Raw genomic sequence first — 22265 nt, forward strand, 5'->3', positions numbered from 1 at the left:
CTAACTTTTACTTTTTTTCCTGTAAATTCAGTTTTCTTTTGCGCAAAAGTTGACATAGAGAATAATATTAAGAATATGATAAATATATTTTTCATTTTTTTAGAGTTCAAGATAGCTTGCTCATAACTAGTAAATATCATTAAATTGTATATGCTTTTCGTTCCTTCTAGAATTAATCTTAAAATCAAATATAAAAATATTCAATTTAGTATCAATAATACTTCTGTTAAACTTCAAATATATCGAAAATTAGTGCAATAGTTAAGTGTGTGTAATTGCACATTGAAATGAATTAATTTTCTATGTAAATTTGAAAAAATATTGAATTGCGTGCCACGATTTTGACACGCTTAATATCTAACTTATTGTCAATCAGTGTGCATTAGAATCCTGGCGCGATCACAAAAAGCCTTGCATTTGCAAGGCTTTTTTGTTTTTAATAAATTCTGATTATCTTAAAGTCCCTCATATTTCCCATCTTCATCTACAAGATACACTTCTTCTAAAAACCAATTGTTTTCGATTTTAATAAAGTGATATTCGTATTCAGCATCTAGAAAACTATTTTTTGGATCTTTAAATTTTGTTTTGATAATTGCCGTATCTTTTTTGATGATTTCTTTACTTATTTTTTCTTTTTCTGGGCAATGATCCGAGTGACTTCCAAAAGAAATCCCTTGATGAGATTTAGTTGCTTGACAGAATTTAATAATTATTTTTTTGTATTCGGATTCTATTAAATCTTCACTATTATTATTGTTTAAACTTAGGTTGTAAGCAAAATCATTCCATTTTTTAAAATCTTTAATAAATTCTAAAGTTATTTCAGATGGTGTTTTTAGTCTAATTTCTTGAGAAATTATTAAGCTAGGAACTAAACTTAAAATAAATAGATAAATTGGTTTCATGATTTTTGAAATTTATAACTAATTTACTCCACACACTTCAAAAACTGCATAAAATAACTATCGGGTTTCGATTTTGTTTTTAAAGTTTCTGAGTTTAATTCGCTTTTCAATACGTAATCTTTTGTTTCTCCTGCAAATTGAATGCGCATTAAGCTAATTGGACTATTTTTTAAATCTTCATAATTGGTTTTGGTAAAGTAAAAATAGCCTGTTAGAATTCTAATGTTATTTTTTTCTTTTGCATCGTAAGTTAAAACACTACAAGATTCTTCATCGGAACTAATTAAGTTTATAATTTTTCCATTCATTAATTGTAAAACGATTTTTGAATTTTTAGCAATACAATTCGTCTTAATGAAGTCTTTGCTTTTTTGTAATTGTTGAATGCTCAACATAGGTGTTCCGTTGTCGTTTAAAAGAGCAAAGAATAAGTATTCATTGGTGTTTCCAAATATTTTTTCATGCATTAAAACGTTTGGCAAAACTCTTAATGAAGTTGAATCTGTTTTTTCTTCAATATCGTAAATGCAATCTTTTTTTTGAGCGTTAACACTTAGTGTAAGTAACAATAGCAGCGATAAAAGGTGTTTCATCTGGATTATAATTTGGTGCAAAGTAAAATTATTTTTTCATTATTCATATTTGTGGTGAAAAAAGCAAAAACTGTTCCACCATCTGTAATTTGGTATTTTTTCTTGATTTCTTCTGGTTTTATGGGAAAATTTCGTGTAGAAACATTCATTTTTTTGCCTTGAATATGTTGCGAAATTTCTTTTTTCTGGAACGGAACAATCACATCAATTTGAAATTTTCTTCCGGGAAAATCAATAAGTTCATCCGAAGTATATAAATGTGAATGTTGGTGCAATTTCCCAACAGCAAACAATTCGGAAACCGCTTCAAATCCGCCTGATTTCATTAGAGAAGCATTAGGTTCGTACAGATATTTTTTTGATAAACTATACGATGCAAAATACGATTTTGAGCTTTCAATTTTGGTAATTGTTTGTTTTTCTTTTTCCAGATTAACTGCAATAATTATTGGAGATTCATTGAATTTTTTCTCAATTTTCCAAAGCAACTCTTTTACTTCGTTCTCCACAGCTACGATGTGAATTTCAACCACATTTTTCAATTCCAATAATCCAGCATGAAGATCTAAAATAGGAGCCGTTTTGATTAAAATGGTATCGGTAAATTGGTAATAAAAATCTTGTAAGTCTACTACATTCGGTAAACAATCGGCTAACATGAAGACTTTGCCTTTTACATCATTTCTTCTGGAAGGATCAATGTAAATGCAATCGAACTTTTGATTCAATTCTTCTAAAATTTGAGTGCTATCGCCTTGATAACATTCAATATTTTTAGCTTTTAGAACTTCGAAATTATGTTTTACGATTTTGGATAAATCCGCATTTAATTCGCAATGGATAACGGATTTGAATTGTTTGGAAAAGTAGTAATCGTCAATTCCAAATCCGCCCGTACAATCGATTAACTTTTCTCCTGATGCTAGTGAAGCCTTATATTTTGCTGTAGTTTCTGAAGAGGTTTGTTCAATTGAAATTTTATCAGGATAAATTATATTTTCAGATGAAAACCAAGTTGGGAGTTTTTCCTTTGCTTTCTTTTTTGCAATTATTTGATTGATAATAGCCGAATAATTCACTGCAGGAAATGGATTTTTCTTTAAAGCTAATTTCGTGCTATCTTCATTCAGATTTTTGTTGATAAAATCTTGTATTTCAGTTTGTAAAAGAGATTCTAAATTCAAAACTATAAGTTTTTGGTAAGGGCTTTGATGATTCTATTTTCAGGTAAAAATTCTTTTCCAATTACTTTTAATGAAGTGTAAAAAGGAACTGCGATAATCATTCCAGTAATACCAAACAAAATTCCAGCAATTAAAATCACCAAGAAAATTTCCAAAGGATGTGAATTGGTACTTTTTGAAAAAATCAATGGAGAACTGATATTATTATCAATCAATTGTACTACAAACATTCCAATTAAAACATAAATGGTCGTAGGCAGCGTTTCAGAAGCAAAATCAGCACCAGTTCCAATGCTACTAGTCATAATTAAAATTCCTGCTACAAAAGTTGCGATAATTGGACCTACATAAGGAACGATATTGAAAACGGCACATAAAAGCGCAATTATCAGTGCATTATCAACTCCAAATATTAAAAAAACAATGAAATATAAAACTAAAATAATAAACAATTGAAGTAGCAATCCCAAGAAATACTTCGAAAGCATTTCGTTAATTTTTTCAATAGAGTTAAGCACTTTTTCTTTTTGTTCTTCGGGTAAAATATTTTTAAAAGCTGTTGCGAAAGCAATTCGCTCTTTTAGCAAGAAAAAAGAAATGAATAAAACGGATGCTAACCCCATTCCTATGTTACCAATAGTACTTACAATATTATTCAAGAAATTAGGAATAAATTCAAAATTTGAAAATGAAGTTATTTTCGAACTTTTAGCAATTTGTTGTAAATCGATATTGTGAGAACTTAGATATATTGTTACATCATTTAACAATCTATTGTAATTACTTTCCAGTGATTTGATATCTAAAAGAGATAAATTTTCACCTTGTGAAATAATTAACGGAACAAATAGTAAAATGATTCCAGAAATTAAAAGAATTACCATTATCAAAGTAGTAACAACAGCTAATGTATTTCTAAATTTAAGTTTTCTTCTTAAAAATAGTACGAATGGATACAACAGAAGTGTGAAAACAACCGATATGATACAATAAATAATTACTGTTGAAATTTTATAAAAGAAAAATAACAGAAGTGAAATAGCGACAATAATTGCTATTGCTCTAACAATTCCGAGGCTTAATTCTTTTGAATTCATTTGATTTGTTTTTGCTAAAATAAAAAAAACTCACCACATAATGGTGAGTTTTACAAATTAACTCAAATGTTTCATTTGATTATGGCTGAGCAAATGAAAATCTAGAACCTCCAGAAGCAAAAATGGCTAACATTCTGCTTTTTTGTCCTTCAGAAAACATATACATACCAGCATCATCTGTGTAATCCATATAGTTCATAGTCATTTCAATAGGTGTTCCTGTGCAAGTAGAGTAGTGAGGGAAAACAGGTAGCCCGTAATTTGCAGTATTGTGAGTTGGAGTATCGTTTACTAAATCGCTTCCGCAAGTAGCATCACCCCAAATATGTCTCAAGTTCATCCAGTGACCTACTTCGTGCGTAGCAGTTCTTCCTTTGTTGAAAGGAGCTGTTGCAGTACCTGTAGTTCCTAAGTATTTTGAATCAATAACAACTCCGTCAGTTGCTGATGATCCGCCAGGGAATTGTGCATAACCTAAAATTCCACCACCAATTGTACAAACCCATAAGTTTAATTTTGTAGTTGGAGAAGTAGGATTAATACCACCTTGATTCGATTTCTTCATGGCATCACGAGTTCCCCATGATGTTTTTGTTGTTGATTTTCTGTAAACAGCATCTAATACGAATGAAATTCCAACATTCGCTTTAACTCCAGAGAAAACAGTTGGTACTTGATTGAAATCACTGTTTAATGCATTAAAATCTTTATTTAATACATCAATTTGAGATTGTATTTGTGTTAAAGAAATGTTTTCAGCAGCAGTTCTATATAAAACATTTACTACAACAGGAATTTCAATTTTTCCATTAACTAATCTTCCATTGGTAATTGCGTTTTGAGTAAACCTTTCGATTTCTTGCATTTTTGATGCTAATTCAGGGTTTTCTCTCAATTGTTGTTCAAGAACTTCATGTGAAGCACAGCCTCTGTGATGTTCATGACCTGAAGTTGTTGCCAAATTAGTAGAAGAACTTGATTCGTCATTGCTACAAGAAACCAATAGCAGTAAAGAAACTGCTGATAAAAGAATTTTTTTCATAAATAATACATTTTAGTTAGTTGAAATGGTTAGTTAACACTTTTATAACGATATTTTTATTTTTTTATTATAATGTTTGTATTTTTTTACAGTAAATCAAAGTTTCTATAAAAATTGTGTAACATTATGTTTTCGTTTGAAATGTTCAACAATCCAAAATTAAAAGGTATTGAAAAATAAATTGCTGTAGTTTTTCTGCATATTTTAATAAAAACTAAATTTTTCTTCAATGGAAAAAATTAATTTTTAAATGCATAATATAAGATGTTAGCACCCATTTTTAGTGCTTTTTCTCTAACATTCTGTGGGTCGTTATGAACTTCAGGATCTTCCCAGCCATCTCCTAAGTCTGTTTGATAAGTGTATAAAAGAACAATTCGCCCTTCGATGAAAATTCCAAAAGCTTGTGGTTTTTGATTGTCATGTTCGTGAATTTTGGGTAATCCACCAGGGAAATTAAATGGTTCTTGAAATAAAATATGATTAGAAGGAATTTCTGTTAACTGATTATCAGGAAATATTTTTTTAATTTCTTTTCTAATGTATTCGTTCATTCCGTAATTATCATCAATATGTAAAAATCCTCCTGAAGTAAGATAATTTCGAAGATTTATAACATCATTCGGACTAAAAACAACATTTCCATGACCTGTCATATGCACGAAGGGATAGGTGAATATTTCCGAGCTTCCAACTTCAACCGTTGCAATTTTAGTGTTGATTTTGGTATTGATGTTTTGATTGCAAAATTTAGCCAAATTAGGTAAAGAAGTCGGATTCGCGTACCAATCACCTCCACCAGAATATTTAGCAACAGCGATTTCTTGAGTAAAACCCAAATTCCAAACCAATAATATAAGGACTAAAATTCTATTCATTTATCAACGAAATTGTATGACAAGCTACTAAAGCTGCGGTTTCTGTTCGTAACCTTGTGTTTCCCAAAGTTACAGGAATAAAATTATTTACAATAGCCAAATTGATTTCTTTTGTAGAAAAATCGCCTTCTGGACCAATTAAAATGGTGACTTTTTCGTCTTTTTTGACTTCGTTTTTAAACGATTTTTTATCCGTTTCTTCGCAATGCGCAATGAATTTTTGTCCGTCGATATTCGATTTTACGAATTGTGAGAATGAAATCGGTTCATTGATTTTTGGAATATAGTAATGTAAAGATTGTTTCATTGCGGCTTGAATGATTTTTTCAGCTCGATCAATTTTATATACTTTTCGTTCGGAATGATCACAAATAATTGGCGTGATTTCGTGAATACTAATCTCGGTTGCTTTTTCTAAAAACCATTCTAATCGGTCGTTCATTTTAGTTGGAGCAACTACGATATGCGTGTAAAATTTATCGGGTTCTTGGAAGGTTTCTTTTGTGATTTTAACTTCGCATTTTTTATCAGAAGCTAAAATAATTTCCGATTCAAATAAAAAACCTAATCCATTAGTAATAAATATTTTATCACTTTCTTTTTTACGTAAAACTTTAACTATATGTTTACTTTCTTCCTTGTCGAAAAAGAAAGTAACATCGCCTTGTTTTATATCAGAATTATAGAATAGTTGCATAAGATTTAAAATTCAATTCTTGCTTTAGAAGTTACATCAGCTTGACTGAAATTTTCTTCTAAAAAGTTATAGTAACCTACAATTCCAATCATTGCCGCATTATCGGTTGTGTATTCGAATTTTGGAATGTAAGATTTCCAACCGTATTTTTTTTCAGCTTCTTTCAATGTAGTTCTGATACCTGAATTTGCTGAAACACCTCCACCAATCGCAATTTGATTGATTCCAGTTTCTGCTACGGCTAATTTTAATTTGTCCATCAAAATATTAATGATGGTATATTGGATAGAAGCACAAATATCCGCTTTATTTTCTTCAATAAAATTTGGATTTTCTGCTACATTTTTTTGAATGAAATATAAAATTTGGGTTTTTAAACCGCTGAAGCTAAAATTTAAACCATCCACTTTTGGTTTGGTAAACGGAAACGCTTTTGGATTTCCTTCTTGTGCAAATTTATCAATCAATGGACCACCAGGATAGGGAAGTCCTAAAATCTTAGCCGATTTATCAAAGGCTTCTCCAACCGCATCATCAGTAGTTTCACCAATAATTTCCAAATCAAAAAAACTATTCACTTTCACAATTTGAGTATGTCCGCCCGAAATAGTTAACGCTAGAAACGGAAAAGTTGGTTTATCAAAACCTTCTTCATCAATAAAATGCGCTAAAATATGCGCTTTCATGTGATTTACCGCCACCAACGGAATATCTAAAGCCATACTCATAGATTTTGCAAAAGAACCTCCAACTAATAGCGAACCCATCAAACCTGGACCTTGTGTAAATGCGATACAATTCAAGTCGTTTTTGGTAATTCCAGCTTTTTTAATGGCAACATCTACAACTGGAACAATGTTTTGTTGGTGTGCTCTCGAAGCTAATTCTGGAACTACGCCACCATATTCTTCGTGAATTGCTTGTCGTGCCACAATATTTGACAAAACAACATCGTTACAAAGTACGGCTGCAGACGTATCATCACAGGAACTTTCGATGGCTAAAGTATATATTTTTCTTTCTGACATTTTAGGCATGAAATTTGGAATAGGGATATTGTAATTATCTTACAAATTTCCTTATTTTTGTTGAATTATACACCAAGTTAAATAATTGGTAGCAAATTTAAAACAAAAGAACGTATCAAAAAATTTAAAAAAATACTATTTCGTTCCCTAATTGCAATTTTATTGCTGTTTCTCTTATTGGGCATACTCTTGTCGTTGCCATTTGTGCAAACTGCTTTAGGAAAATATGCGACTGATAGCTTAAATAAGTCTTTCGGAACAAATATTACGATAGGAAAAGTTGCTATTACGCCTTTTGGAAGTGTAAAACTTGGCGATGTTTTAGTTTTAGATCATCATCAAGATACGTTGTTTTATATCAAGAAATTAAATACGTCAATTTTAAGTTTTAAGAAAATTTACGACCCAGGTCATCCGTATCTGAAAGATGTTTTTTTACATGGAATGGATGTTAGAATTGTAAATTACAAAAACGAAGATTATACGAACTTAGATAAATTCATTGAAGCTTTTGATGATGGCTCTCCTTCTTCAGGTAAATTTAGAATGAAAGCGAATAAGATGACGGTTTATAACAGTCGTTTTCAATACATCGATTACAATCTTCAAACGCCAAAAATGCTTGATTTTACGCAATTAAACGGTAAAATCGAAGATTTCTTTATCAAAGGTCCCAATGTATATACATTTATAGACAAGCTATCTTTCAAAGATCATCGCGGTTTGTTAGTCGAAAATATTACGGCTGATTTTACGTATACCAAGAAAAATATATTGTTAGATCAATTAGCAATGAAAACGCCTTCATCTGAAATGAAAGGTAGAGTTGAGTTGAAGTACAACAGAAAAGATTTTTCAGATTTTAATAACAAAGTAATTTTTGATGTTCAGTTTGATAAAGCTACGATTGCTTCAAACGATTTGAATTATTTTTATAATGAATTTGGGAAAAACAATGTCTTTTATGTTGACACACATTTGATTGGAACATTGAATAATTTTACGACTCATAATCTTAAATTAGTAGATAAGAATCAATCAGAAATTATTGGAACTGCCAATTTTAGAAATCTTTTTGGAAAAGGAAATCAAGAGTTTTACATGAAAGGAAACTTTGATCGAATTACTTCTAATTATGAAGATTTAAAATCTATTTTACCTCGAATTTTAGGCAATAATTTACCATCGGTTTTAGCTAAATTAGGAAATGTAAATATTGCTGGAGATGTTGAATTAACGCAAAAATACATCAACGCTGATGTTTCGATGTTATCGCAATTAGGTTATTTAGAAGGAAATTTAGCCATGCAGAACATCAATAATATTGATAATGCTTCCTATCAAGGAAATATCAAATTAAATGCTTTTGATTTAGGAACACTTTTAAGTGAAAAAGAAATTGGTAAAGCAACTTTAGATTTAGATGTTGATGGGAAAGGATTCACTCAAAAATTATTGAATACTGCTATAAAAGGAAAAATTGATAAGTTTTATTACAACGGTTATAATTATCAAAATATTACCGTTGACGGAAGTATGAAAATGCCTTATTACAAAGGGTATTTCAATAGTAATGATCCCAATTTAAAAATGGATTTCGATGGAACTATCGACTTAAGTTTGAAAGCTAAAAACTACGATTTTAAAGCCCAAATTGACTATGCCGATTTACATATCTTAAACTTTTACAAAAAAGATTCAATTTCTATTTTTAAAGGAACTATCGATTTCAAAGCAGACGGAAATTCTATTGATGATTTAGCAGGAGTTTTAAAAATAAATAATGTTTCGTACCAAAACAGTAAAGATTCGTACTTTTTTGATGATTTTGAAATCACTTCTTCTTTTGATGCAGAACGAGTTAGAACGATTGAAATTAACTCTCCAGATATTATTACAGGGCAAATTGTTGGGAAATATAAAGTAAATCAAGTGCAAAAAATGGTTGAAAATGCACTGGGAAGTTTGTATGCTAATTATTCTCCAAATAAATTAGAAAAAGGTCAGTTTATAAATTTTGATTTAACGATTTATGATAAAATTGTTGAAGTTTTTATTCCAGATGTCAAAATATCCGAAAACACAAAAGCTAAAGGGAAAATAAGTGGTGATGAAGGCAAATTTGTATTTGATTTTACTTCGCCAAATATTATTGCATATGAAAATACAATTGAAAATGTAAATATTGAGATTGATAATAAGAATCCTTTATATAATGCTTACATTACGGTTGATTCAATTAAAAATAGTAAGTATAAAATTGCAGACTTCAATTTAATCAATTTAACTTTAAATGACACCTTGTTTGTCCGTTCTGAGTTTAAAGGTGGTCCAAAAAGTGAAGATACTTATGATTTGAACTTGTATCATACCATAAATGAAGATAAGCAATCTATTGTTGGATTCAAAAAATCAGAGATTAAATTCAAAGAGTATCTTTGGTTCATAAATGAACAAGAAACGGAAGACAACAAGATTGTTTTCGATAAAAAATTTAAAGATTTCGATTTCCAAAAGTTAACATTATCTCATAATAATCAAAAGATAGATTTCTTTGGAACCATGCGCGATTCTACCTACAAAGATTTCAAATTATCCTTTGATGATGTAGATTTAAACAAGGTAACGCCTACATTAGATAGTCTATCATTTGGTGGAAAAATCAATGGAAATATTACTTATAAACAAGATAGAAATAAGTATGAACCGATATCAAATCTAGCAATTGATAGTCTGAAGATCAATCAGTTTTTACTAGGTGATTTAGATTTTAAAATAGAAGGAAACGAAAATTTCAATCAGTTTAAAGTGAATTCCAGTTTGAAACAAGAAGGTCAAGAGCACTTTTTCTTGGACGGAAAAATAAATTTTGTGGGACAACAATCAAGTTTAGATTTAGTAGCAGGCTTTGAAAAATTTAATTTAGCTCCTTTCGGTTCTTTACTTGGAAGTGTTTTATCTGATGTTAGAGGAAATGCTACAGGTAGAACCACAATTGGTGGTTCTTTAACAAAACCAGAAATGGATGGTCGCTTGTATCTAAATGATGCAGGAATGCGAGTTCCTTATTTGAATGTTGATTATGCTTTCGAAAAAAATGCGATTGTAGATTTAACAGAACACCAATTTAGTCTTCGAAAAATTGAAGTTACCGATACCAAATACAAAACACAAGGTGTAATTGATGGAACTATTCGTCATGAAAATCTTGGTGATTGGGAACTCGATTTGCATTTGATTTCGGATAATATTTTAGCATTAGATACTAAAGATTCAGAAGGTGCTTATTATTACGGAACAGCTTTTATGAAAGGAAAAGCTAGTATAACAGGCTCTGTAGATGCATTAAATATTAAAGTAGCGGGTGAATCTGAAAAAGGAACTTCCATAAAAATTCCAGTAAATGATGACGAAGATTTAGGAAACAATTCCTTTATTAATTTTATGACAGTGGAAGAATATCAAAAATCTCTTTTAGGTAAAATTGTTAAAGAAAATAGATATCAAGGATTAGAACTTGACTTCAATTTTGATATTGATACTGATGCTGATATTGAAATTATTTTAAACCGTGAAACAGGTCATGCAATGAAAGGAACGGGAGTAGGTTCTATGCAAATGAATATAAATACACTTGGTAAATTCGAAATGTTTGGCGATTTTATTGTTCAAGAAGGACAATATAATTTTAAATATGGAGGAATTATCGATAAAAAATTTAGTGTAGAAAAAGGAGGAACAATTCGTTGGGATGGTCAACCAATGAATGCGGTTTTAGATTTAAAAGCAACTTATAAAACTATGGCAAACCCAGCAGTTTTAGTTGAGAGCGCTTCTTTCAATAGAAAAGTTGATACGAATGTTACTATTTTACTTAACGGAAATTTAAGCAATCCACAGCCTGATTTTAACATTGATTTCCCAACAGTAAGTTCGGTATTAAAAAGTGAAATTGATTATAAATTACAAGACAAAGACACCAGACAAACTCAGGCTTTTGCTTTAATGGCAACGGGTTCATTTGTAACTGCAGAATCAACAGGAAATGCAGCTTATGGTTCGTTAATTGAAGGAGCAAATTCAATAATTAATGGCCTTTTTGCTGATGCTGATAGTAATTTACAATTTCAGGTAGATTATACACAAGGAAATAGACTAACTGAGATTTCAGATCGCGTTGGTGTAACGATGAATACAAGAATTAATGACCGTATTTCGATAAATGGAAAAGTAGGGGTTCCTGTTGGTGGAGTTACAGAATCGGTAATTGTGGGTAATTTAGAAGTGCTAATACAACTAAACGAAGACGGTTCGCTAAAAGCACACGTATTTAATCGCGAAAACGATATCAACTATGTAGGAGAAGGTATTGGCTACACACAAGGATTAGGTATAACCTACAATGTAGAATTCAATACTTTCAAAGAAATGATGCAAAAAATATTTAGTAAAAACAAAAAGAAAGACGATACATCAAAATCAAAAGATGAATTGCCTGATTCTGAGTTTCCACCTGAATTTATTGAGTTCATTAATCAAAGAAAAACAAAATCTAACGATGCTACAAAACAAGAGCAACTTAGAGTCCCAGAAATCGATTAATTCGTAGTTTTTTAGTAGAAAAATCAAAAAGTTATTAACGAAAACGTTTGAATTTGCAACTATAATTAAATAGTTTGCAAGAATCGCTGTTTTTTAATTTTTCGTTTTATAACTTTACATAAACAATCAAAAATAATATGTCGACAAAGATTAAAAAAATTGGTGTTTTAACATCCGGAGGTGATTCACCCGGTATGAATGCTGCCATTCGTGCAGTGGTTAGAGCTTGTGCTTATTATAATGTAGAATGTGTTGGTATTTACAGAGGATACCAAGGAATGATAGAAGGTGACTTTAAAGAAATGGGACCTCGTGATGTGAAAAACATTATAAATAAAGGAGGAACTATTTTAAAATCGGCTCGTTCAGCAGATTTTCGTACAGCAGAAGGAAGAAAAAAAGCTTATGACAATTTAGTAGCAGCTGGAATTGATTCATTTGTAGTAATTGGTGGTGATGGTAGTTTTACTGGAGCCGAAATCTTCAATGAAGAATACGGATTTCCTGTAATTGGAATTCCAGGTACAATTGATAATGATATTTATGGAACAAGTCATACATTAGGATATGATACCGCTTTAAATACCGTAATTGATGCCATTGATAAAATTAGAGATACTGCAAATTCACACAACCGATTATTTTTCGTAGAAGTAATGGGAAGAGATGCTGGGCACATTGCATTAAACGCAGGAATTGGAGCAGGAGCAGAGGAAATTCTTATTCCTGAAGAAGATTTTGGTTTAGACCGATTAGTAGAATCGTTAAAAAGAAGTAAAGGTTCAGGAAAAACTTCTAGTATCGTAGTAGTTTCTGAAGGAGATAAAATTGGTAAAAACGTTTTCGAATTAAAAGATTATATCGAAGAAAACATGCCAGAATATGACGTTCGCGTATCGGTTTTAGGACACATGCAACGTGGGGGTTCTCCTTCTTGTTTTGACCGAGTTTTAGCTTCTAGATTAGGAGTTAAAGCAGTGGAAACATTATTAGATGGAAAATCGAACTACATGGTAGGTTTAAATCAAGATAAAATTACTTTAACGCCTTTAGAACAAGCCATCAAAGGACAAAGTGAAATCGATATGGAATTGGTAAAAGTATCCGATATCGTATCATCATAACAAAATAGTAAATTAAAGAAAAGAAAAATGTCAAAAGTAAAATTAGGAATTAACGGATTCGGAAGAATCGGAAGAATTGTATTCAGAGAAACATTCAACAGAGATAACGTAGAAGTAGTAGCTATCAACGATTTATTAGACGTAGATCATTTGGCTTATTTATTAAAATACGATTCAGTTCATGGTCGTTTTAATGGAAAGGTAGAAGTTAAAGATGGGAAATTATATGTAAACGATAAATTTATTCGTGTTACAGCAGAAAGAGATCCAAAATTAATCAAATGGGACGATGCAAGTGTTGATGTAGATGTTGTAGCAGAATGTACTGGAATTTTCACCACTTTAGAAACGGCTCAAGCTCATATTGATGGTGGTGCAAAAAAAGTGGTAATTTCTGCTCCTTCAGCAGATGCACCAATGTTTGTAATGGGAGTAAATCATACAGAAGCTAAAGCTACAGATACCATTGTTTCTAATGCATCTTGTACAACAAACTGTTTGGCTCCATTAGCAAAAGTAATTCACGATAATTTCGGAATTGTAGAAGGTTTAATGACAACCGTTCACGCTTCAACTGCAACGCAAATGGTAGCAGACGGACCTTCTAAAAAAGATTGGAGAGGCGGTCGTGCTGCTAGTGTAAACATTATTCCATCTTCAACTGGAGCTGCAAAAGCGGTTGGTAAAGTAATTCCAGAATTAAACGGAAAATTAACAGGAATGTCTTTCCGTGTACCAACAGTTGACGTTTCTGTAGTAGATTTAACAGTTAAATTAGCTAAAGAAACTACTTATGAAGAAATCATGAAAGTACTTAAAAATGCTTCTGAAACTTCAATGAAAGGTATTTTAGGATTCACAGAAGACGATGTAGTTTCTCAAGATTTTGTGGGCGATTCAAGAACTTCTGTAGTAGATGCTAAAGCCGGAATCGGATTAAACTCAACTTTCTTCAAATTGGTTTCTTGGTATGATAACGAATATGGTTATTCAAGCAAATTAATTGATTTATCAGTACATGTTGCTGGTTTAAAATAATATTTCTTTAAAAAAATCCCGTTACATTTGTGTGCGGGATTTTTTGCTTCCTAAACTAAACTAACACCAACCAAATGAAATTACTTGTTGACAGTGGTTCTACTAAAGCCGATTGGATTGCAATTGATGAAAACGGAAAAGTATTATTCACTACACAAACTTTAGGATTAAACCCTGAAGTACTAGACAAAGAAGAAATTATCAATCGTTTAGACGATAAATTTGATATTTCGCACAATAAAGACAAAGCTACACACTTGTTCTTCTACGGAGCAGGTTGCGGAACAGATAGAATGAAAGATTTTTTAACCTTAGTTTTTAAAGATTATTTTTCAAATGCTTCTGTTGTGGTTCATGAAGATACGTATGCTGCGGTATATGCTACTACTCCAAAAGATGAAAAAGCGATTGTTTGTATTTTAGGAACGGGTTCAAATTGTTCTTATTTTGATGGAAAAGTGTTGCATCAAAAAGTACAATCGTTAGGCTATATCGCAATGGATGATTGTTCTGGAAATCGTTTTGGACGTCATTTGATTCGTGCCTATTACTTCAATAAAATGCCAAAAGAATTAGCGCAAGAATTTGAAGAAGAATACAATGTGGATGCCGATTATATCAAACATAATTTATACAAAGAACCGAATCCTAATGCGTATTTAGCCACTTTTGCGAAGTTTTTAATTCGTCATAAAGACACTGAATTCTGCCAAAAATTCATTCAAAAAGAAATGGAATCTTTTGTTGAAAATTATATTGAACAATTTGAAAATTGCAAAGAAGTTCCTGTTCATTTTATTGGTTCAATTGCCTTTTATTTGAAAGACGAATTAACCAATGTTTTAGAAAAACGCGGAATTACAATAGGGAATGTGTTACGAAGACCAATCGATGGTTTGATTGAATACCACATTTTGAATAAATAAAAATAAATTTAAAGTAGTTGAAATCTCAAATCAGAAGCAATTGATTTGGGATTTTTTCTTTTTATCTTTGTAAGGAAAATAGTTACTCATGGAAATAGCCATTATAGCACACGACGGAAAAAAAGCCGATATGGTGCAGTTTTTAAATAAGAACAAAACCATTTTATCGAAAGAAAAAATAAAAATCATTGCTACCGGAACCACAGGCGGAAGGGCAGAAGCAGCCGGTTTTAAAGTAAAAAAAATGCTTTCAGGACCTTTAGGTGGCGATGCCCAAATTGCAGCACGTGTAGCAGAAGGAAAAACTAAAATGGTATTGTTTTTCAAAGACCCAAATTCCAGCCATGCCCACGAAGCGGATATTAATATGCTTATTCGTATTTGTGATGTTCATAATGTACCTTTGGCTACGAATGAAGCGACTGCACAATTGTTGTTATTGGGTTTGGATGAAGTTTAAGTTTTATTTTGTAGGAATGCGTTATAAATCTATACTATTGATGTTTGTTATTTTCATTTTTGAAAATATTGTTTTTTAAATTAACAGAATGAAAGTTATTTAGCATCTTTTTTTGCTTTAGGAATAGCCCTTAGTTTTGTTATTTCATGATCACCTTTATTGGTTAATTTCCAATATGTACTTCCATCTTTCAAAAGTCTTTTTCTAATACTTTTTTCAATCAAACCCAAGGCTTTAAATTGAATTAATATCGACATGAAACTATCAGCAATTACTTTCACTTCGTCGTGATTAGGTTTTTTTAGTTTTAAAATATAATTTATATAAGAATCAATTCTCGACTTGTAATCTTCTTCTTTTGCTTCATCAATTAATATTGTGCATGTTTTTGAAAATAATACATTCCATTTCACATCAACTTTATCAATAATCCAATTACCTCTTCCTTTTTCTTTGTAAGCGTATTCAACTTTATATAAATCCTCACCTTGAGCTAATTCTGTAAGATCGTCATTCTCTAATTTATTCTTTAATTCTTCTTCGAGTTCTTGTATTTTTTGTTTTAATTCTAAAATTTCAATATTTGCTTCACTTGTACTTATTTTATCTGCTTTTACCCAACCAATTCTTGGTTTATCTTTAATTAACTTAACTAAACTCCTACTAACTACTGAACCCAAGTCTTCAGGTGAAGTCCAAAATTTAACCATTTTTTCAGAAGCCAGTTTCTTAAATTCTTCTAATTTTGAGGCTTTTATTGGGTCTTTATCTGTCTTTCCAGCAATTATTTTGTCTGGGTATTTTGGTAGAAATGAAATTATAGGTACTCCTATTTTCATAGCATATTCATATTCCATCTGAGTATAACTAATACCATCGTTGTTTAATGAACCATATCTGCCACCTATTATTAAGATATAATAATCGCAATCTTCAATTAGTTCTTTAATGAGTTTCCATTGTTCATCATCAGTTGCAGGAAACATTTCCATGCCTATAGGTATACAATCAAGTTCTAATAATGCTTGGATTACTTCCTTTCTCTCATCAGCCAAATCTTCATAAGTTGAACTAACAAATACTGAATATCTTTTCATAAATTTTAATTGAATTAAGCTTAATTATTTTATAATTGAACAAAATTATTTGAGTATTCAAAATTTAGTAGATTTTGTTTATTTAAGTTTATTCTCAAATATAAAATATAAAATTATGTTTAGCTAATATATAAAAAAATCCCCACAAAAATTGCGAGGATTTCATATTATAATGTCAAGTAAACCTATTTTACTGCTATCATTGAGATTTCAATATTTACGTTTTTTGGTAAACACGCAACTTGTACCGTTTCTCTTGCTGGCGCTGTGGCTTCGTCAAAATAGCTTCCATAAACCACGTTAATTCTAGCAAAATCGCCCATATTCATGATGAAAATGGTGGTTTTAATTACGTTTTCAAATGTCATGTCGGCTGCAGCTAAAACGGCTTGCATGTTTTCCATTACTTGTTTGGTTTCGGTTTCAATATCGTCTAAAACCAACTCCATAGTAGATGGGTTTAATGCAATTTGTCCTGAAGTATATAAAGTGTTGCCAACTAAAACGGCTTGGTTATAAGGCCCAATAGGAGCAGGCGCTTTGTCGGTATAAATAATTTTTTTCATGTTGTTATATATTATCTGAATACTCGGTCTGGTAATTGACGTTTTTCGTATTTAATATCACTAAATATTGAAGATGAAATTCCGATGAAGAATCCCCAATAGGTATTGGTTCCAAAAGGTACCCAGTTAAAACTCATTCTCCAACTTTCCAAATCACGTTCAAAACGTAGTTGTGTAAAAGTTACTCCTTTTTGTTTGAAATCATAACCCGACGAGAAACCTACTTTCCATCTTGGCGCTAATTCGAAATTTCCTGAAGCCATAACAGAATGAGATTGAATTTCATTTTGTCTGTTAGAATTATTGTAAGTTACAGAATACGCCAATCTTAAATCCCAAGGTATTTTATAACTGTACCATTCTAAATTTTTATTTTCTTTTTCTTTATCCTTATCATTGAATAAACTTTGACGAGAATCACTTAAATCGGTGCTTCTTCCAAACAAATCATCTCCTGTTCCTCCATTTTGTAAGTTTTGTTTCGACTCTTTGTCTTTTTTGTCAAAATCATTACTTGAAAAATTGTAGTTAATAGTCATGTTAGCTCTTGGCAAACGTAATAGACTACCACCATTATCAATATTTAATTTGTCAATTCTTCTACCTGTATTGTCTATTGCAAAAGCATCTAATATGGCAGCAAAATTCACATTCATTTTTTGTTTTAAAAGTTGTGTTCCTCCAGATACTGATATTTCTGACCATTTCAAAGAATCAGCTGCAATATCATAACCTATTGCGAAATTAAGATTGTTTAAAAGCATTACTTTTTTAGCTTCTCCTTTTTTACTTTCTTTATCTCTTACTTTTGCTTCAAATGTATTACTTAATGAAAAATTCATACGATTTGAAAAATTATTAGATGGAGATCCAAAAAGACCACCTTCAAATTTCGTATAATCTGCAAAATTTACACCTGTTGCATCTAAAGCATATTTTTCAAAATACTGATTGAAATTTGGTGTATATCCATAACCGATATTAGGACGCATTACATGGCGTATAGCTTGAATTTTTTTATCTTCTCCAAAATTAAAAGTTCCATAAATAGTAGTTCCTATACCAGCAGTAAAATTATATGTTCTAAAAGCTTCAAATCCATTAACATCTTGAGTGATAACTTTGTTTTCTGTTGGGTTAAAACCTTTTTTAATGGTGTTCATAACCCAGACTTCGTTATAAGTTGTTCCTGCAGAAACACTGAAATATTTAAATATTTTAAAATTAGTACTTATTGGAATAGAGTGTTGAAAACCAGATTTTGCATCTCTAAACATTTGAGAAGTAAAAAACAGAGAATCATTAGTTTGGATTCGATTTTCTCCTCTTAAATTATATTGAAGATTGATATTTTTTATTATTCCTTTTTTAATACCATCTTTTGGAGCAAACGGAAAAATACGATCAACACTAGCTTGGAATGTAGGTAGTGTCATATTAATAATTTGAGTATTTGTATTCTGAGAATGCGTTGCTGAAACAGACATGTTTATTTGTGGTACAGTTCTAAATGTTTTAGAAAAAGATACCGATGAACTTAAGTTGTTGTTTAAACTAGAGCCAACGTTATTCATATTGATAGACTGTCTGAAGTATTGACTACTTCCTAAATTTACAGAAGCAGAAAATCTAGAATCAGCAGAAGCTTTTGCGTCTTGTGCATGTGACCACTGAATATTATATTGTCTAGATTTCACATAATCAGGAAATCCTCTTTCACTAACAATATTATTTTCGAATCGAATGTTTACACGTCCGTTAAATTTGTAACGTTTTGCATAATTACTCTCTGCCCGTAAACCGTAACTTCCATTCGTGTAATAATCACCAAGTACAGCCAGGTCATAATGATCACTTAGAGCAAAATAATAACCGCCATTTTGTAGAAAATAACCTTGCCTGTTATTTTGTCCTGGTGTTGGCATAATAAATCCAGAAAGACTTTTTTCTGTTATTGGAAAATAAGCAAATGGTAAGCCTATGGGAGTAGGAACATCCATAATTACCATATTCGTTAATCCAGCTACTACTTTTTTCTTTGGAACAAATTTTACTTTTCTGACTAAGAAATAATATTCAGGGTCATCAATATTTTTTGAAGTTGTCATACGAGCATTCTTCATAAAATATACGGAATCATTTTCTTTTTTAGAAATCTCGGCTTTTATGTATAATTCACCTTGCGTAGTTCTTGAGTTCCAAACTTTAGCTCGTTTTGATTTGGTATGGAAAATAATCGAATCAGGTTCAATAATATTTTGACCTTGTTTAAAAACGGGACGCTGAATATAATTTCCAGCCGAATCTTTTAATCGTCCTGCATAAACTAGGTTTTTTTCATAGTCTAAAACTATTTTACCAGCTTTTAATTCAAAATCAGTATAATAGATTTCGGCTTCATCGTGTAGGGTTACGGTTTTTTTCTTTTGATCAAGTTTTTCGTATTCTTTCGCTTTCATGTTAACGACGCCTTCTAAAAATGGTTTACTCTTTTTAGTGGTATCAACAACAGTAGAATCTTTTACTTTTTCAAGGTCTGATTTTGATAAAGTAATCGTATTTGGTATAGGAGTTTCTTGAGAAAAAACAGAGGTGGTTCCTAATGTTAGAAAAATTACTGAAAAAACGATATGAAATAACTTTGTATGCAATGCTTTTAATAGTATTTTTGTAAAAATTTGGCTCACTTTTTGGAGTGTCAAACTTACATATATTTTTTTGCAAAAATAATGTTTTAATAAAATTATAACTTATAATACCTATCATTTGTTTTATGCCATCAAAAAAAAATACTAAAAAGCTGTTTTTATGGGTTTTACTTTTATCTATCACCTTTGGATTTAGTCAAAATAATGCTAAATTTAAAGTGGTTTTAGATGCCGGTCATGGAGGAAAAGATCCAGGAGCTGTAAAAAATGGAGTGCAAGAGAAAGATGTTGCACTTGATGTGGTATTAAAAATTGGAAAAATTTTAGAAAAAAATAAAGAAATAGAAGTTGTTTACACTAGAAAAACAGATGTTTTTATAGAGTTAAGAGAACGCGCTAACATAGCAAATAAAGCAAAGGCTAATTTGTTCGTTTCTGTACATTGTAATTCGGTTAAAACTGGAAATCCTTTTGGAGCAATGACTTTGGTAATGGGAATGTCGAGAACCGGAACCAATTTGGAAATTGCAAAAACAGAAAACGCAGTAATTTTTCAGGAAACAGATTATAAAACGAAATATAAAGGTTTTGATCCTAATAATCCCGAAACATTAATTGGTTTAAAAATCATTCAAGAAGAGTCATTGCTGCAGAGTATTGAATTAGCAACTTTAATTCAAAATCAATTTCGAAATGAGTTAAAAAGAAAAGATAAAGGAGTTCATCAACAACCTTTGTGGGTTTTAGATGCTACTGTAATGCCAGGTGTTCTTATTGAATTGGGTTTTGTCTCTCATCCAGATGAAGCAAAATATTTGAGTTCAGAAAAAGGAAAGGAAGAGATGTCTGAATCTATTTCTAATGCCATCATAGCATATAAAAATGATTTTTTCAGTGGAGGAGAAGTGACAGAAATAGAAACTGTTGTTGCACCAAAAGCATCAACTTCTACTAAGACAAGTACAGATTCAGAAAGAGTTACAAAAGAAAAGAATAATTCGAAATCAAATACAACCTATTACAAAGTACAAATTTGTGCTGGAAATAAAAAAGTGGAAACTAAACCAGCTAATTTTAAAGGTCTAAAAGGTATAACTTTTGAAAAAGATAAAAAACTATACAAGTATTTTTATGGTGAGGAAACCGATTATGATGCTTGTAAGAAAAAATTAGATGAAGCTAAGAAAAAAGGGTATACTTCTGCTTATATTGTAACATTTAAGAATTAATAAACAATTGCATATGTTAAAGAGAATCGTTTTAGTAGTGATTGCAATGTATGTTTTTCCAGTATTCGGTCAAAGCCAAAAGTTTAAAGTAGTTTTAGATGCGGGTCACGGTGGAAAAGATTATGGAGCAGTGTATCATGGTAATATTGAAAAAAATATCGCCTTACAAACTGTGTTACGAGTTGGTGCTATTTTAGAAAAAGATCCTCAAATTGATGTGGTATATACTCGTAAATCAGATGTGTTTATAGAGTTACAACAGCGAGCAAATATTGCAAATAAGTCTAAAGGTAGCATTTTTGTTTCGATGCATTGTAACGCTAATAAAAACCAAGCGGCTTCTGGAAATGAAACCTATGTAATGGGGATTACTCGTAATGCTTCCAATTTAGAAGTAGCAAAAAACGAAAATGAAGTAGTTACTTTAGAAACCGATTATAAGATTAAATATGATGGTTTCGACCCTAATTCTCCAGAATCTGTAATCGGAATTTCAATACTTCAAGAAGAACATTTAGATCAAAGTATAGAGCTAGCAGGAAGAGTTCAGGAATTTTTCACTAAGAAAACCGACAACAAAAATAGAGGTGTAAAACAAGCAGGATTCTTAGTATTACGACAAATTACAATGCCAAGAGTTTTGATTGAAATGGGATTCGTTTCAAATAAAGAAGAAGGGGAGTTTTTAAATTCAGAAGCAGGTCAAGATAAATTAGCTGAAGCTATTGCGGGTGCTATTTTAGATTATAAAAACGAATTTTTTAATCCTTCTAATAATGACACTAGAGAAGATGTAAAAGTTATTGATAAAAAAGATGAAATCATTGTAAAAGAAACTCCTAAGAAGGAAGAAGTTATAAAAAAAGTTGAAAAAGCAACCGAAAAAGGAATTGTTTTTAAAATTCAGATTTCGGCAAGTACTAAAGAATTAGCAACAACTCCTTCTAACTTTAAAGGATTAAGTCCAATTTCTGTTGAATCTACAGGAAGTTTGTATAAATACTTTTTTGCATCCGAAAAAAATTATGAGACTGCTAAACAAAAATTGGAGGAGGCCAAGCAAAAAGGATATTCTACAGCCTTTATTGTAGCTTATAAAGATGGAATAAAAATAAGCGTAACCGATGCAATAAAATAAAATAAAAGTT

18 protein-coding genes are annotated in these 22265 nt (G+C 30.8%); 7 read left to right on the plus strand and 11 right to left on the minus strand.

Features of this window, described 5'->3' with window-relative positions; translation table 11 throughout:
- Positions 1-455: 455 nt before the first annotated feature.
- The 8 genes from IM755_RS07575 to tsaD all read right to left on the minus strand — a co-directional run bounded on the left by IM755_RS07575 (position 456) and on the right by tsaD (position 7427).
- The gene (locus IM755_RS07575; protein ID WP_194095387.1) at positions 456-908 is read right to left on the minus strand and encodes an NTF2 fold immunity protein; all 453 of its coding nucleotides are present in this window, start codon (positions 906-908) and stop codon (positions 456-458) included.
- A 23-nt stretch (positions 909-931) separates the two neighbouring features.
- Positions 932-1501, minus strand: a complete 570-nt coding sequence (locus tag IM755_RS07580; protein ID WP_194095389.1) for a hypothetical protein — start codon at positions 1499-1501, stop codon at positions 932-934.
- A gap of 5 nt (positions 1502-1506) precedes the next feature.
- Entirely contained in the window at positions 1507-2685 is a 1179-nt protein-coding gene (locus IM755_RS07585; RefSeq protein WP_194095391.1) for a class I SAM-dependent methyltransferase, read from the minus strand.
- 2 nt (positions 2686-2687) lie between these two features.
- Positions 2688-3782: an AI-2E family transporter gene (locus tag IM755_RS07590; protein ID WP_194095393.1), complete on the minus strand. Its 1095-nt coding sequence runs from the start codon at positions 3780-3782 to the stop codon at positions 2688-2690.
- A gap of 79 nt (positions 3783-3861) precedes the next feature.
- Positions 3862-4824 carry a zinc metalloprotease gene (locus tag IM755_RS07595; RefSeq protein WP_194095395.1) on the minus strand — a complete coding sequence of 321 codons (963 nt, stop codon included), beginning with the start codon at positions 4822-4824 and terminating at the stop codon, positions 3862-3864.
- A gap of 239 nt (positions 4825-5063) precedes the next feature.
- Positions 5064-5702, minus strand: coding sequence for a DUF4159 domain-containing protein (locus IM755_RS07600; protein ID WP_194095397.1), 639 nt, complete (start codon positions 5700-5702; stop codon positions 5064-5066).
- Positions 5695-6399: a 16S rRNA (uracil(1498)-N(3))-methyltransferase gene (locus IM755_RS07605; protein ID WP_194095399.1), complete on the minus strand. Its 705-nt coding sequence runs from the start codon at positions 6397-6399 to the stop codon at positions 5695-5697. Before IM755_RS07605 ends, IM755_RS07600 begins: the two co-directional genes overlap by 8 nt.
- 5 nt (positions 6400-6404) lie before the next feature.
- Positions 6405-7427 carry a tRNA (adenosine(37)-N6)-threonylcarbamoyltransferase complex transferase subunit TsaD gene (gene tsaD / locus IM755_RS07610; protein ID WP_194095401.1) on the minus strand — a complete coding sequence of 341 codons (1023 nt, stop codon included), beginning with the start codon at positions 7425-7427 and terminating at the stop codon, positions 6405-6407.
- A 189-nt stretch (positions 7428-7616) separates the two neighbouring features.
- Between tsaD and IM755_RS07615 the strand changes: the two genes are divergently transcribed.
- The 5 genes from IM755_RS07615 to IM755_RS07635 all read left to right on the plus strand — a co-directional run bounded on the left by IM755_RS07615 (position 7617) and on the right by IM755_RS07635 (position 15577).
- Positions 7617-12029, plus strand: a complete 4413-nt coding sequence (locus IM755_RS07615) for a translocation/assembly module TamB domain-containing protein (protein WP_228063918.1) — start codon at positions 7617-7619, stop codon at positions 12027-12029.
- A gap of 137 nt (positions 12030-12166) precedes the next feature.
- Positions 12167-13153, plus strand: a complete 987-nt coding sequence (gene pfkA / locus IM755_RS07620) for a 6-phosphofructokinase (protein WP_194095403.1) — start codon at positions 12167-12169, stop codon at positions 13151-13153.
- Between the two features lie 27 nt (positions 13154-13180).
- Positions 13181-14191: a type I glyceraldehyde-3-phosphate dehydrogenase gene (gene gap, locus IM755_RS07625; protein WP_194095412.1), complete on the plus strand. Its 1011-nt coding sequence runs from the start codon at positions 13181-13183 to the stop codon at positions 14189-14191.
- Between the two features lie 74 nt (positions 14192-14265).
- Entirely contained in the window at positions 14266-15117 is an 852-nt protein-coding gene (locus IM755_RS07630) for an N-acetylglucosamine kinase (RefSeq protein ID WP_194095414.1), read from the plus strand.
- An 88-nt stretch (positions 15118-15205) separates the two neighbouring features.
- The gene (locus IM755_RS07635; RefSeq protein ID WP_026725788.1) at positions 15206-15577 is read left to right on the plus strand and encodes a methylglyoxal synthase; all 372 of its coding nucleotides are present in this window, start codon (positions 15206-15208) and stop codon (positions 15575-15577) included.
- 95 nt (positions 15578-15672) lie between these two features.
- Here the strand turns inward: IM755_RS07635 and IM755_RS07640 are convergent, their stop codons facing one another.
- From IM755_RS07640 to IM755_RS07650, 3 genes are all read right to left on the minus strand, one after another.
- Positions 15673-16674 carry a DUF4062 domain-containing protein gene (locus IM755_RS07640; RefSeq protein ID WP_194095416.1) on the minus strand — a complete coding sequence of 334 codons (1002 nt, stop codon included), beginning with the start codon at positions 16672-16674 and terminating at the stop codon, positions 15673-15675.
- A 185-nt stretch (positions 16675-16859) separates the two neighbouring features.
- Entirely contained in the window at positions 16860-17240 is a 381-nt protein-coding gene (locus IM755_RS07645; RefSeq protein ID WP_194095418.1) for a RidA family protein, read from the minus strand.
- 11 nt (positions 17241-17251) lie between these two features.
- On the minus strand, positions 17252-19891 hold the full coding sequence (locus tag IM755_RS07650; protein ID WP_394368305.1) for a putative LPS assembly protein LptD: 2640 nt from the start codon (positions 19889-19891) through the stop codon (positions 17252-17254).
- A gap of 122 nt (positions 19892-20013) precedes the next feature.
- Here IM755_RS07650 and IM755_RS07655 point away from each other — a divergent pair, with 122 nt between their 5' ends.
- Positions 20014-21117, plus strand: a complete 1104-nt coding sequence (locus IM755_RS07655; protein ID WP_194095422.1) for an N-acetylmuramoyl-L-alanine amidase family protein — start codon at positions 20014-20016, stop codon at positions 21115-21117.
- A 13-nt stretch (positions 21118-21130) separates the two neighbouring features.
- Positions 21131-22255 (plus strand): N-acetylmuramoyl-L-alanine amidase, encoded by a 1125-nt coding sequence (locus tag IM755_RS07660; RefSeq protein ID WP_194095424.1) that lies wholly within the window; start codon positions 21131-21133, stop codon positions 22253-22255.
- Positions 22256-22265 lie beyond the last annotated feature (10 nt).

It is taken from the genome of Flavobacterium proteolyticum, from assembly GCF_015223105.1.
Lineage (GTDB): Bacteria > Bacteroidota > Bacteroidia > Flavobacteriales > Flavobacteriaceae > Flavobacterium > Flavobacterium proteolyticum.